At 62.4% G+C, this 13,651-nt stretch carries 10 protein-coding genes; 7 read left to right on the top strand and 3 right to left on the bottom strand.

Annotation, left to right across the window (positions count from 1 at the left end):
• The first annotated feature begins 15 nt into the window (after nucleotides 1–15).
• The 3 genes from iolG to ACR9Y2_RS21420 all read left to right on the top strand — a co-directional run bounded on the left by iolG (nucleotide 16) and on the right by ACR9Y2_RS21420 (nucleotide 5,603).
• Nucleotides 16–1,047 carry an inositol 2-dehydrogenase gene (gene iolG / locus ACR9Y2_RS21430; RefSeq protein WP_435043699.1) on the top strand — a complete coding sequence of 344 codons (1,032 nt, stop codon included), beginning with the start codon at nucleotides 16–18 and terminating at the stop codon, nucleotides 1,045–1,047.
• Between the two features lie 360 nt (nucleotides 1,048–1,407).
• Nucleotides 1,408–3,351 carry a hypothetical protein gene (locus ACR9Y2_RS21425; protein ID WP_435043698.1) on the top strand — a complete coding sequence of 648 codons (1,944 nt, stop codon included), beginning with the start codon at nucleotides 1,408–1,410 and terminating at the stop codon, nucleotides 3,349–3,351.
• The gene (locus ACR9Y2_RS21420; protein WP_435043697.1) at nucleotides 3,348–5,603 is read left to right on the top strand and encodes a carboxypeptidase-like regulatory domain-containing protein; all 2,256 of its coding nucleotides are present in this window, start codon (nucleotides 3,348–3,350) and stop codon (nucleotides 5,601–5,603) included. Before ACR9Y2_RS21425 ends, ACR9Y2_RS21420 begins: the two co-directional genes overlap by 4 nt.
• 87 nt (nucleotides 5,604–5,690) lie before the next feature.
• Here ACR9Y2_RS21420 and ACR9Y2_RS21415 read toward each other — a convergent pair whose 3' ends face one another.
• The 3 genes from ACR9Y2_RS21415 to ACR9Y2_RS21405 form a co-directional block, all read right to left on the bottom strand.
• Nucleotides 5,691–6,827: an alpha/beta hydrolase gene (locus tag ACR9Y2_RS21415; protein ID WP_435043696.1), complete on the bottom strand. Its 1,137-nt coding sequence runs from the start codon at nucleotides 6,825–6,827 to the stop codon at nucleotides 5,691–5,693.
• A 126-nt stretch (nucleotides 6,828–6,953) separates the two neighbouring features.
• A complete protein-coding gene (locus tag ACR9Y2_RS21410) occupies nucleotides 6,954–8,252 on the bottom strand; it encodes a GRP family sugar transporter (RefSeq protein WP_435043695.1) in 1,299 nt (432 codons plus the stop codon).
• Between the two features lie 4 nt (nucleotides 8,253–8,256).
• Nucleotides 8,257–8,358, bottom strand: a complete 102-nt coding sequence (locus tag ACR9Y2_RS21405) for a translocated intimin receptor Tir (protein WP_435043694.1) — start codon at nucleotides 8,356–8,358, stop codon at nucleotides 8,257–8,259.
• A 678-nt stretch (nucleotides 8,359–9,036) separates the two neighbouring features.
• On the opposite strand from ACR9Y2_RS21405, the gene ACR9Y2_RS21400 reads away from it, so the two are divergent.
• Genes ACR9Y2_RS21400 through ACR9Y2_RS21385 form a run of 4 tightly spaced genes read left to right on the top strand, consistent with a single transcriptional unit; the run spans nucleotide 9,037 to nucleotide 13,538 of the window.
• The gene (locus tag ACR9Y2_RS21400) at nucleotides 9,037–9,477 is read left to right on the top strand and encodes a (2Fe-2S)-binding protein (RefSeq protein WP_435043693.1); all 441 of its coding nucleotides are present in this window, start codon (nucleotides 9,037–9,039) and stop codon (nucleotides 9,475–9,477) included.
• Nucleotides 9,478–9,493: 16 nt separating this feature from the next.
• The gene (locus ACR9Y2_RS21395) at nucleotides 9,494–11,770 is read left to right on the top strand and encodes a molybdopterin cofactor-binding domain-containing protein (RefSeq protein ID WP_435043692.1); all 2,277 of its coding nucleotides are present in this window, start codon (nucleotides 9,494–9,496) and stop codon (nucleotides 11,768–11,770) included.
• 5 nt (nucleotides 11,771–11,775) lie between these two features.
• On the top strand, nucleotides 11,776–12,945 hold the full coding sequence (locus tag ACR9Y2_RS21390; protein WP_435043691.1) for an XdhC family protein: 1,170 nt from the start codon (nucleotides 11,776–11,778) through the stop codon (nucleotides 12,943–12,945).
• Nucleotides 12,945–13,538 carry a nucleotidyltransferase family protein gene (locus tag ACR9Y2_RS21385; protein ID WP_435043690.1) on the top strand — a complete coding sequence of 198 codons (594 nt, stop codon included), beginning with the start codon at nucleotides 12,945–12,947 and terminating at the stop codon, nucleotides 13,536–13,538. The genes ACR9Y2_RS21390 and ACR9Y2_RS21385 overlap by 1 nt, the downstream gene beginning before the upstream one ends.
• Nucleotides 13,539–13,651 lie beyond the last annotated feature (113 nt).

The following is a 13,651-nucleotide window of genomic DNA, read 5'->3' as shown; positions in this document are numbered from 1 at the left end:
TAAGAAGGAATGGCCATGATTAAAAGACTCAACATCGGCATCATCGGTGCGGGGCGTATTGGAAAGGTCCACGCCGAATCGCTTGCCTTCCGAATTCCAGAAGCGAACCCGGCGGTGATTACGGATGTGAACCTGCCGGCGGCCCAGGAGGCAGCCGAGCGCTTCGGAATCCCCCGCGTTGCGGCCAGCGCCGGCGAGATTCTCTCCGACCCCTCCATCGAGGCGGTGCTGATCTGCTCCTCGACAAATACGCATGCCGACCTGATTGGCGAAGCGGCACGCGCCGGCAAGCACATCTTCTGCGAGAAGCCGGTGGATCATAGCCTGGAGAAGATCGACGCGGCACTCGAGGCAGTGGAGAAGGCGGGCGTGAAGCTGCAAATCGGCTTCAACCGGCGCTTTGACTCCAACTTTGCACGAGTGCGGGCCGCGGTGGCCAGCGGCGAGATCGGGGTCCCGCAGATGGTCCACATCATCAGCCGCGATCCGGCGCCGCCGCCGGCCGCTTATGTGAAAGTCTCGGGCGGAATGTTCCTGGATATGACGATCCACGACTTCGACATGGCCCGGTTTCTGATCAACGACGAAGTGGAAGAGGTCTACACGGCGGCCGGTGTGATGGTGGATCCGGCGATCGGGGCGGAAGGCGATGTGGACACGGCCGTGATCACGCTGCGGTTCCGCAATGGCGTGATCGGGACGATCGACAACAGCCGCAAGGCGGTTTACGGGTACGATCAGCGCGTGGAAGTGTTCGGCAGCGCGGGTTCGATTGCGAGCGCCAACCGCTATGCGAACCAGACGGTGCTGAGCACGGCCGAATCCATCCATCAGGATTTGCCGATGAATTTCTTCATGGATCGTTATACGGAGAGCTTCGTCAGCGAACTGCGCTGTTTCGTGCAGGCAATCCTGCAAGATCAGCCGACGCCCGTGACAGGCATCGATGGACGTATCCCGGTGGTAATGGCCCTGGCGGCCCGCAAGTCGTATGACGAGCGCCGGCCGGTTCGGCTGGAGGAAATTACCTCATTGGCGCACGCCTGACGGGACGGTTTGAATCCTCTGTAGTAGATGGTTCGCTGGGGCAAGGGACCACTTCCTGACGGTCGTGGTTGGTAGCGCGCTGCAACCATTGACCACTATGCCGCTGGGACTGAGCCCAGGCAGCTGACTCGAATTCGATTTATTCCCGAAAGCGCACTTCTCGGTGCGGTTGGTCGATTTGTGCCCAGCCGCGTCCTTTCACCCGATTGTTTCCCTTCCCTGGAACCGATCAGGCAGACATCGCGTCAAATGCTGCACTAAGGGTCTCGGATCAAAAGTCCGCAAATACCGATATCTCCTCGCGTCGCGATGCGCCGCTGGAGTATTTTTGTGTCAGCAACTCTGAAAGGATTCGTCGAGATGCGCAATCTCAGAATCATGACATCTACTCGGGCGCTAGTACCATTGCTCGCCATAGTCCTGGTCTCGGGAGTCCCCGCCCAGGATTCGCCGCCCTCTTCCGCAGGCTGGGTGGTGATCCCAGTGAACGAATATGGCGCCCTCCGCTCACGAGCCTATCCCACCGCGATAGAACCGGAGGCTTCGCCGCTCGACGCCACGTTGACACGCGTGGAGTACGATCTTCGAATCAATGGGGACCTGGCCACAGGGCACGCCACCCTGACGATCGACGTCCTGAGAGACGGTTGGGTGCAGGTACCGATTCCGTCCGGGTTGTTGGTACGCGAGGCCAGGCTGGATGGTAAACCGGCGGCGCTGGTGCCCGGCCCGACTGGGAAAGGCGGCGGCCAGCAGATGGCTGTGCTATCAAAGCGCGGACGCGCCCTGCTGGTGCTGGATATTGCCCTGCCGATTGGCTCCTCAGCGGGGGAGGAGCGCCTCACACTGCCAGCGAGCGAATCGGGCATTACTCGAGGGCTCGTCGTGCTGCCGCGGCTGGATGTCGATGTGCGGGTCGGCGGCGGGTTGCTGTATGAGAAGTCGCAATCCGCGGCTGAGAGTAAATGGCTCGCTTATGGCGGGGGTGGCAGCGCGCTGACCTTCGCGTGGCGCAGAAAGACGGAAGACCATCGCGTCACACAGGCGCTGCGGATGCGGGGTTCCCTGACGGAATTGCTGAGCCTCGGTGAGGATTCGACTTCTGTCTATGCAGAAGTGAATCTGGAAATCGTCCAGGGCGCAGCGAGCCAGGCCCGAATCAAGGTGCCGGCCAACGTCACAGTGAATCAGGTTTTGGGCGCAACGGTGGCGGATTGGGAGATTCAATCAGGCGAAGTACTGGTCAAATTCCTGGAACCGGAGGAGAAATCCGCTCGGTTTGTGATTACGGGTGAGACCCGGCTGCCGCGCGATGGCGGGATCGAGATTCCGCTGCTGGCGTTGTTGCGGGCCGAACGCGAGGCCGGAGGAATCGCCGTGGAGGTGCTGGGGGCCGGCGAGATCAAAGACACCAAGGCCCTGAACCTCGATCGGGCCGACGCCGCTGAATTGGGCCCCACCGTGCTGAACCGGCAGTCTCCGTCCCTGCTGGCCTTTCGCTTCCGGCCCGGGGCAGCAACGGCGACAAGGTCACTCAAGGTCGATTTGACACGGTACGACCAGCAGGCCGTGTTGACCGCCAATGTCGAAGAGGCTCGATACCGCATTCTGGTCAGCGGCGAAGGCAAGACATTGATCCAGGCGCGGTATGCAGTGAGGAATAACCAGCGGAGCTTCCTCAAGGTCACGCTACCCGCCGGAGCGGTGGTTTGGAGTTCGTCAGTGTCCGGCAGGCCGGTGCGTCCGGGCCAGGCGCCGGACGGCAGCCTGCTGCTGCCGCTGGAACGGTCGAGGGCCGGTGACGAGGCTCCGGCTTTTGTGGTGGAGATCCTGTACATGGCGCAGGGCACGGCATGGACCGATCGAGGCCGGGCGTCGTTGGCGCTGCCTGCTTTGGATCTACCCGTGTCCAAGACGGGCATCCACCTGTATCACCCGCCCCTTGCCAAGATCACTGTGGAACCCGGGCCGTTTCGCACGGAGACGTTCCAGGAACCCACCTCATCCGTGTTGAACGCGCCTTCCTATGAACCCGCGGTGGCGATGATGGCGCCGCCGGGTTCGTCGGGACAACTCGATCGCAGCCAGGCGAATGCGGTTCCGTCGCAGGCCGCTACGCAGGCGCTGGTGGACGACTACAAGACGCGGGTAAACGCGCGGCATTCCGGATCGGCGCTCCCGATGATGGCGGCTTTTCCGGCGGTGGGCCCGTCACTCTTCCTGGTCTCCGAACTGACCAGTGAGAACCGGGGCTCGACCATTGAGTTGACTTACCAGAAAGAGAAAGCGCGAGGTGGCAAATGAGATCCGTTGCGTTCCTGCTGGCATCAATTCTTGCGGTTGTGGCGCAGGGGCAGGTGAGGCCCACGCTGCCGCCTCCGTCCGCTGGAAACGTCACGCTGACGCTGGATGAGTACAACCGGTTGCTGGAACTGGCGAACAAGCCGGGCAAGAAGGTGGATGCCCCGCCGCAACCCTATTCCCTGCAAAGTGCCGAACTGCGCATCGAGGTCACGGGGGAGAGAGCCGCGGGGAAGGTTCAACTGGATGGCCAGGTCTTCGCCAAAGGCTCGGCCACGGTGCCGCTGGTCACAGGCATGACTGTCCTCGAGGCGCAGCAGAAGGGGAAAGAACTGGCGCTGCTGCAATCGGGGCGGACTCATTCCGCCATGCTGACGGGGCCGGCGGAGTTTTCCATTTCGCTGGATACGGGCTTTCCCCTCGTCATTGAGCCGGGCCGGGCGTCGTTTCAATTGCCGGCTCCGGCTGCTGGTTCGGTGCGGCTGACGCTGGTGCTGCCGGGCGATCATACGAACGCCCATGTCTCACCGGGGCTGATCACGGCGCGCTCGTCCAGCAACGGACAGACGACGATCCAGGCCACGCTCGCGCCGGGACAGAATACGTCGGTCTGGTGGGCTTCGCGGGAAAATGCAGCGCCGGTGGCGCCGAAGGCAGTCCGATTCCTATCCGACGTCAAGACGTTGGTCTCAGTGGGTGAGGGGCAACTGGGCCTGGCGGCGTTGATCGACATCAACGTGATCCAGGGAGACCCTACGCAGTTTGAGCTGGAGATGCCTGCCGGGTATGAGCTGGCCGGCGCGTCGGGCTCGACATTGGAATCGGGTGCGGTGGAAGGCGGAGTGCTGGTCCTGAAGGTCGGCAATGCGGCGGCGCGCAACCACCAGTTTCTGGTGACGATGGAACGGCCGACGAGCGACAGCAAGGCGGAGGTGCCATTTCTCGCCTTGAAGGGTTCGCAACGGGAGACAGGGGAGATCGTGGTGGAAGGTGAGGGGACGATTGAACTCACAGCCAAAGAGAGCGGCGGACTGAAGAGGATGGACTTGAAAGAGGCGTCTCCTTACCTGCGTTCGCTGGCGCATTCGTCGCCGCATGCGGCGTTCCGGCACCACCGGCAGCCGTCTGAACCGTTGGGGCTGTCCCTGGAATGGGTTCGTTTCCCGGACAAGGCCGTGATTCCGGCGGTGGTGCAGGATGCGGTGGTTACGTCGATGGTCACGTCGGAGGGCCGCTCGTTGACTGAAGTGAGACTGACGATCCGCAACCAGGCGCAGCCATTCCTGCGGGTGTCGCTGCCCGCCGGCGCCAGCATCGTGTCGGCCGACGTTGCAGGCCAGAACGTCAAGCCAGTGCAGGGGGCCGATGGCAATCGGGTCCCGCTCCTGCGACCCGGCTTCCGTCCTACGGGCAGTTATCCCGTGTCCTTTGTCTATATGGATTCCGGCACGCCGTTTGCAAAGAAGGGCGGTGCTGAGTTGTTGCTGCCCAAGATGGACGTGCCGATTGCGCTGCTGCATTGGGAGGTGTTCCTGCCGGAGCGGTATAAGGTGGCGAATTTCGCTGGGGATGTCGTGCCGGCGGAATTGATGCCTGAGGCTGAGACGGCTCCGTTGGTGCCAAAGCAGATCGCGATGATCAAGGAGGATGAACTTCCCTCAGACAGCCGTTCCTCTTTGGTACTCAATATGAACATGACGCCAGGTGTATTGAATTCAGCACCTGGATCCTGGAGTCTCGCTCCCGGGTGGGTCGGGGGACTTGTCGTGGATACCTCCACGGCAGTCGTTGCCCATGCCCAAGTGATGGTGACTGAAATGGCGACCGGCCAGTCAAGGCAGGCCTCGACGGATTCCGCGGGGCGCTGGAGGGCAGGTTCCTTCTCAAGCGGGCGACTCAGGATCAGAGTGGAGTCGCTGGGATTCAAGCCGCTGGTGCGCGAGATCAACTACGATGCCAGCCGGCCGCGGGCGATCAACGTGACGCTGAACGTCGGTTCGGTCTCAGAGAGCGTGGAGGTGACCGCACAGGCCGAGGTAGTGCGCGATTCTAAACGGATTGAGAACCAGGTCTCGAAGAATGCAGCCGAGGTGCTGAATTCGGCGTCCGGCAACGTCGTCAACCTGCAACGGCGCATCGCGGGGGTACTCACGATACCCGTGGAAGTCCCGCGCGCCGGGACCTCTTTCCGGTTTGTCCGGCCGCTGGTGGTGGACGAACCCACGAAGGTGTCGTTCACTTACAAGACGAAATAACTGGCCCGCTTACGTGGAAGAACCCGGATCAGCAGCATGCACTCTGGTGCGGGCTGTTGTCCGGGTTCTTCCGTTTCCAATTGAAGATTACTTCGAGCCACTCACCGGGTAGCCCCGCCAGACATATTCGAGCGCTTGGGGCAGGGTCTGCATCTTGACTGCGCGATCCGTGTGTCCGGCGTTCCTGGCGAAGACGAACTGGTAATGGTAGCCCTTGGCGGCCAGCACGCGCGCCATGTTCTCATTGGCGAGCACCCAGTCGTGCATGTTGTCGCGCATGACGTTCGCATTGAGGTTGTCGCGGTCGCCCACTTCCATCCAGAGGCGAATCGGCTTCGGCGGACTGTTGGGGATCAGGCGCTCGTGAAACTCCCAGGCGCCGTGCGGTGTTTCGGGGTTCGACGGCCACTGCTGGTTCACATAGGTTCCGGAGTAAGTGAGTACGCGGTGGTAGAGCTCCGGATGGTACCAGGCCATGATCAGGGCACAGGAACCGCCGGAACTGCCGCCCATGGTGGCCCGGCCTTCGGGATCCTTCGTCAACTTCACGCTGTAACGGCTCTCCACCTGGGGCAGGACTTCCTTCTCGACAAACTCCGCGTACAGGCCCGACATGGTGTCGTACTCCAAGCCTCGCTGGCTGCCCTGCGCATCGCCGCCGCCGTTGCTGATGGAGATGGCAATCATGGCCGGAACGCGGTGTTGGGCGATGAGATTGTCGAGCGCCGTGAAGAGCATCTTGTCCGGGCCATCGGCGCCGACGATGAAAGGGGCGGCGGTGCCGGGGACATACTGCTTCGGCACATAGACGGTGACGCGGCGCGAATAAGGGGCGGGATGGCTGGTGGTGACGATCATCTTCGCCGGATCGTTGGGATCCGCAGTGCCGTAAGTGCCGGGTTCGCGCAGGATGCCCGGGTAGATTTTACTGTCCTTCGACTCCATGACGAACTCAGAGACGGTACCCTGTGGCACGCCTTCCTGGAAGGTCATTTCAGGCGCGGGGTTGTGGGTCGGACCCAGGATGAAGTTGCCGTCCGCGTCGATGGGCGCATTCCGGCCGTCGATCAGTTCGGTCGCGGTGACGTAACCGGGCGTGTGGGGATCGCGGGTGGGGGGCGTCGGACGGGGAGGACGCGCGGGTGCGGGCGGAGTCTGGGCCGGGCTCCAACTGGAGCAGATGGTGAGGCCGGAGAGAAATGCAATGCGAAGCAGGCGGGACATCGGTACCCCTCATTGACAGGATTGTTTATAGCGCCGCGGCAGAGATGATCCCCGCTACGCTGCTTGAACGGCCGGACCGGCAGGCGGCACTGCTTCACCTGCTGATCCGGCACTGATTGCAACTACCTAAGAGAACTTCGTGCGGCGCCAGAGCAGCAGACCGCAAACGACCAGGAACACGAGGGTCGCCACGCTGAGAATGCCCATCCACACAATATTGGCTTCGATCGGCGCACGCTCCGCATTCATGCCCAGATACACAAACATGCCCAGCGCGGCCACGCCCACCAGGGCTTCCCACCAGTGGCGCTTGGGTTCCTGTAACGCGAGTACGTCTTCGCCGCGCATGCAGCGTTCGACTTTGCCGCGATCCATGCCGTAGCGCGTGCACTCCCGTTCCATGGCACTATCCCAGGAAGTGTGCTCCGACTCAGGCGCCTCGGCGAAGCTGATGGCCGCCGCGCCGGCGATCATGATGAGCGAACCGACCACCACCAGGACCTGCGCCGTGGTGGATTGTCCGGCCAGTTCACCGAAGACCAGTGCACCCCATGCCAGGCCCCAGAGTTGATTCGTATTCGAAAGCGGAATGCCGCGGCCGATACCGATATACTTCGCCGCGTACTGCTGGAAGAGGTCGCCCAGCACCCAGCAGAAGCCGCCCAGGAAGAGCCAGAACATCACGGGTTTGGCTTTGGTCAGGTCCGCGGCCACCTGGTCGTAGCCGCCGCCGAAGATCAGGGCCAGCGCGAAGACCGTCCCGAGTTCGCCAAAGGTGAAGACGGTGACGAAAGAGAGAGGATTCATCCCGCTGATATAGGCTTTGCGGTAGGGGATGTACATCGTGCCCCACAATAGGCCGGCGCCCAATGCGGCGCAGATGCCAAGGGTTGCGGCGCCTTGCGGGCCGGTACTGGTCTGGTGGGAAGTCGCCAACGCGAGAACGCAGGCCCCCACGACAATGCCAGCGGCGCCACCCAATACCTTCAACCACTGCCTGGCGCCCGAATTCTTCAATTCGTTGAATAGCAGCCAGCCCCAGAACAGGCCCACCAGGCTGTTCGTGTTCCACAGGGGGAAGGCGATGGACAGGCCGACATTGCGGATGGCGAAGACGGTCAGGGTATTGGCCACGGCCCACAGCATTCCGGCCAGGATCGCCCAAACCATCAGGTGCTTCTTTTCCTTGAGGTCCATCCAGATGTAACCAGTGCCCTTGAGGAGCATGGGCACGGTCCAGCGCGCCACAAACACGCCGGCCACCATACCTAGCGAGATGATGAAGGGCGAGAAGCCCGCGGTCACCAGTTTGGTGGGCGCCTCGGCCGCGCCCAGCCAGGCGCCTGCGCCGAAACCGCAGGAGACGCCCAACCAGTGCAGGGTGCGCGCGGAATGCAGGACTGTGGGACCCGGTTTGTTCGCCATCGCTCTACCTCACCGCCACGAGCACGCTGATGCCAATCACGAGCACCGCCACCGGCAGCCAAAAGTGCCCATCGGTGAGAATCGCCTTCCACACAGGCTGTTTCAAAGAGACCTCCTGCCATCGACAGAGATGACGCGTCATTCCGACCGCGCCGAAGCAACTTTGTCATTGTACGCCCAAGGGTAGGGGGAACTGTGTAGTGCACCACTCGCAGGGCAGGCCCCACCAGTAACCATCGCCCCACCCCTGCACTGGGCATTGCCTGCCGCTATCCTCCGCAACCCCTGCACGTCGAAAGAAAGCACCACCCTGAGGTGAATTTGGATCGTGCCCTAATAGAATCGATGCTCATACTTCTTTGAATTAACCCGGTGACCCCAGTCTGAACTTAATTCGATTAGTCGTATTTTTGTCTGACAAGAAATCCGGTTGTTTTGGCGGCAGCACCAACGCCCTATCTACAGCTAGCCCCTGTTGCAAAATTCAACACGTTCACTCGGCATTGAATTACCACAAATCCTGGCCTCAATTGAGCGAGTCGTTGTTCTCCAGATTTACCGGTAAGAATTTACCTAGCCGGTAACAGTTGCACCCCGGGACGAATGTAGTCCTGACTACACACGAGTAGGATCAACGCCTGATTGTTTGGCAGCCGAAGTGCTTGTAGACTGCGGCTACCTGGCCATGGCGCGAGTCTGGGGATTGACGCGCCGGGGATACCCTCTGGATCAAGAGACAGAACAACGATGACGCGGGATCCCGGCTGGAGCCAAGGAGAGGATCTTGACAGCACTAACGCTCAATGTGAATGGTGTGAATCGCACCGTCAATGTCAGTGACCCGAGTATGCCGCTGCTGTGGGTACTTCGCGATCTGATCGGACTGACGGGCACGAAGTACGGCTGCGGCATTGAAGTCTGCGGCGCATGCACCGTACTGATCGACGGCCAACGGGAACACTCCTGCGTCTTCGACGCCTCCTCCGCCGTAGGCAAAACGGTTGTGACGATTGAGGGTCTTTCGGCTGACACCAGTCATGCGGCACAAAAGGCCTGGATCGCCCACCAGGTGCCGCAATGTGGATATTGTCAGCCGGGCATGATCATGGCCTGTGCCGGGGCCATGGCGGCAGGTCATCGTGGATCCGAGATCCAGGGTGAATTACAAAACCTGTGCGTTTGCGGAACTTATCAAAGAATTAAGGAAGCCGTAGCAAGCCTCTAAAGGAGAATCCCTCAACATGGCTACAACAACACCCGAAGTGTGTCCAGCACCGCAGAATAATGAGCAAGTGGGCCGCAGGGGCTTCCTGGCAAGCGCCGCCGGTGGTTTAACGCTCGCTTTCTTCATCCCCGAAATTTCCCGCCTGAGTGATTTGGAGGCGGCGCCGATTCCCGGACAAGTGAATGCCTGGCTCCAGGTAGGCACGGACGGCAGCATCACTCTGACGATCGGTTCCTCTGAAATGGGGCAAGGCTCCATGTCGGGCCTGGCCCAGGTGCTGGCGGAAGACCTGGTGGTCGACTATGCGAAGGTCAAAGTGGTCCAAGGCGGACCTTCGCTCACCAACCCAGTACCTGTCGGCGCCGCCATCAATACCGTAGGCAGCAGCGTCATCCGGACCAATTTCTGGAAGATGCGCGATGCGGCGGCAGCGGCGCGGGAGACACTTGTCCAGGCCGCCATGAACGCAAAGGGCGACCAAGTGCGCTCCAACTTTACCGTGAGCAATGGAGTGGTGAAGCACAGCCCCTCGGGCACCCTATACGCCTATTCCCAACTGGCCGCGGCCGCATCGCTTCTGGCGCCACCAGCCAACGCTCCCTTAATCCCGGACAATCAGTTCAAGCTGATCGGCAAAACTGTCGCGAGAGTGGACATTCCCTCCAAGGTGAATGGCTCGGCGAAGTACGGCCTCGACGTGCGGGTGAACGGCATGGTTTACGCCGTGATCAAGCACTGTCCGACGTTTGGGGGGACGCTCGCCAGCACTCCCTCCGTGCCTTCCGGAATGCTCGCGGTGGTGCCCACAAAGGTCTTCGCCGGCACGGGCCGGGGGACGGAGCAGACCGACAATGTGAATGCGGTGGCGGTGGTGGGGCCGAATACCTGGGACACGTGGCAGGCCGCCAAGCGGCTCAAAGTCACCTGGAACCTGCCTTCCTTCGCTGCCAACCTCAACAACGCCAAGTTCCTGAGTGATGCGCAAGCCCTGCTCACTTCGGCTACTCCGTACGTCGCCGGGGGCGCCAATCCGGCGGGCACGCTGTATACGGTGGAGGGTGTGGCGAGCGATGCGGCGGCAGCGAATGCCTCCGCTGCCAAGATCGTCGATGCCACCTATGCGCTGCCCTATGTGTCGCATGCCTGCATGGAAGTGTTGAACTGCACGGTGAACTATGTGCCCGGGGTGAGTTGCGAAGTCTGGGCGCCCACCCAGTCGGCCAAGGCGGTTCTTTCCCTGGTGATCGCAATGACCGGACTGCCGGCTGCGGCTGTCACTGTCCACACGATGTACCTGGGCGGTGGCCTGGGCCGGAAGGCGGAAGTCGACTTCGTCAGCCAGGCGGTGCAGGTGGCGATGGAAGTGAAGAAGCCCGTGAAGCTGATGTGGCCGCGGGAAGAGGATTTCACACACGATCAGTACCGTCCGATGGGCGTGATTCATGGACGAGCCGGCTTGGATAGCTCCGGGAACATCCTGGGCTGGTCTTACCGCAATGTCTCGCCCTCCATCCTGGGCCAGCGCGGCGCCTCGCTCGGCGCCAAGGGCGATAGCCAGGGGATCGAAGGCGCTACCGGGTTGCCCTACAACATGGGCGCCCGTGTCACGGAATGGGTCTCGCATCCGTCGCCCATTCCTGTGGGGTTCTGGCGCTCAGTCGGCGCTTCGCTCAACACGTTCGGGGTGGAATGCCTGATCGACGAACTCGCGTTCGCCGCGGGCCAGGATCCTTACCAGTTCCGGCGGGCCAAGCTGACCGATCCCCGCTGGATCGCGGTGCTCGATGCGGCCGCTGCCCTGGGTAACTGGAATTCAGCCCCACCCTCCGGGCGTGCCCGCGGCATCGCTATCGGCACGGCATTCAACAGCATCGTCGCCGAGGTGGTGGAGATTTCACAGGTGACCACCACGGGGCTGCGGGTCAACCGCGTCTCCTGCGCCATTGACTGCTACATTCCCGTCAACCCGGGCTCCATCCAGGCGCAACTGATGGGTGGAATCGTTCATGGCCTGAATGCCGCGCTGTACGGGCAGCAGACTTTCGTCAGCGGCGTGGCGCAGGCCAGGAACTTCAACAAGAGCCGCATGATCCGCCTTGGGGAAATGCCCCAGATCGGCATCACCATCATCCCGGGCCCCACGGCCTCGGACCGCTCAATCAATATCGGCGGAGCCGGTGAACTGGGTGTACCCACATTCGCCCCCGCTCTCGCCAACGCCTACTTCAAACTCACCGGGAAGCGGGTGCGCGCCCTGCCGCTATTCCCGGGCGCGTCGATGGGTGGGCTCTAAACGCCATGGACGAGTTAGGCGCCATTCTTGCTGCCTGGATGGGACTGGGCAAGCAGGATCAGGACGCGGTACTCGCAACAGTCGTGCACGTTCGGGGCTCCGCTTACCGGCGCCCCGGCGCACGCATGCTGATACTTCCAGACGGCCGCCGCATTGGTTCCATCAGCGGCGGCTGCCTGGAGGGCGACGTCGCGCGAAAGGCCTGGTGGTTCACCGCGGACAGGCAGCCCGTGGTGCGGGTTTATGACACCTCTTCCGATGAGGATGCGCTGTGGGAATTCGGCCTCGGCTGCAACGGGGAAATCCAGGTGATGCTCGAGCGGCTCGACACGCAGGCGGCCCGGGAGAGCCTGGAGTTTACCGGACGGTGCCGCAGGCAACAAGGCGGTGTCCTGGCCGTCGTGATTCGCAGTGCGCCGCCGTCCGGTTTCCGCGTAGGCGACCGGCTTTGCTGGTCTCGCGACGGCGACACGCATGGCAGCCTGGCGGCGCTGGGGCCGCGGCTCCAGGCCTATCTGGAAGAGACGGCTCTCGAGCGCAGAAGCCGGCTCGTCCGCCTGGAGGGCTGCGAGATTTTCGTCGAATGGATTGCGCCCCCGCAGCAACTGGTGGTCTTTGGGGCGGGTCACGATGCAGTACCTGTCGTGTCCATGGCGAGCCAGCTCGGCTGGAGAGTAACAGTCGCGGACGGACGGCCCGCCTACGCGACGCAGGCGCGCTTTCCCCTGGCCGAACGTGTGCTCGTCATCAGGCCGGAGGATCCCCTGGCCGGCCTGGACATCAACAAAGAGACGGCGGTGGTCCTGATGACGCACAACTACGTGCAGGACGCCAGGCTGCTGCAGGCGATCCTACCGGTCAGGCCCCGGTACCTCGGCATGCTGGGACCCGCCAATCGGGCGGATCGGGTGCTCCAGGAACTCGGGATTCGCCGTGAATCTCTCAATCTACATGCACCCATTGGCCTCGATATCGGAGCGGCCACGCCCGAGAGTATCGCCCTTTCGATTGTCAGCGAGATCCAGGCAGAACTCGCCGGCCGGCCGGGGATGAAGCTGCGTCACCGGCTCGATTCGATCCACGACCCGGTTTTGGAAGCTGGCTCTACACCCGGGTTGCCGATGCCGGATCCGGAACGGCCGGCTTGCGAAGTGGGCCACCTGGAGCAGGTCTGATGCCGGGCATAGCTGCCATTCTGCTGGCCGCCGGCAACGCCTCGAGAATGGGCTCCCCGAAGCAACTGATGGAGTTCGGGGGAAAGCCGCTCTTACGGCGCGCCGCGGAGACGGCCCTCGCGTCCCAATGCAGCCTCGTGATCGCCGTCCTGGGAGCTCACGCCAGTGCCGTGGGCCAGGCGCTGAAGGAACTGCCCGTCACGATCGTGGAAAACGACCAGTGGGCGGAAGGCATGGGCACGTCCATCCAGGCGGGCCTGCGGGCGGCAGTGAAGGCGGGGGCAGACGCAGTGATCCTGACACTGGCCGATCAGCCCCTGGTCCTGGCGGAATTCCTGGATCGACTCATCGATATCCATCGGGAATCCGGCCGGCCCATCGTTGCTGCCCGCTATGCAGGCACTGTCGGGGTGCCCGTCCTCTTTTCGAAGGAGTACTTCAGCAAGCTGACAGCGCTGCGCCCGGCGCAAGGCTGCAAAGGGGTAATCCTGGCGGACCCCGGGAACGCCTTCCTGGTGGACTGTCCCGAGGCGGAATTCGACGTCGACACCCCGCAGGACTTCCTCCGGTTGAAGGCGCTGCAGGAAGGCTGACCAGTCCGGCCGTTCAGCCTGTGGACAAACACCGGCGCTGGCGCCCGCGGCAACACCTGTGTCCCAGATGTGCGGGTTCCCGCCGAAATATTTCCCGGCCTCCGGAACAACCG

Origin of the sequence: Paludibaculum fermentans (assembly GCF_051172195.1) — a bacterium.
In the GTDB taxonomy this organism is placed as follows: Bacteria; Acidobacteriota; Terriglobia; order Bryobacterales; family Bryobacteraceae; genus Paludibaculum; species Paludibaculum fermentans_A.
Note: the sequence above shows the minus strand (reverse complement) of the source record. Positions and strands in the feature narration are given on the sequence as shown.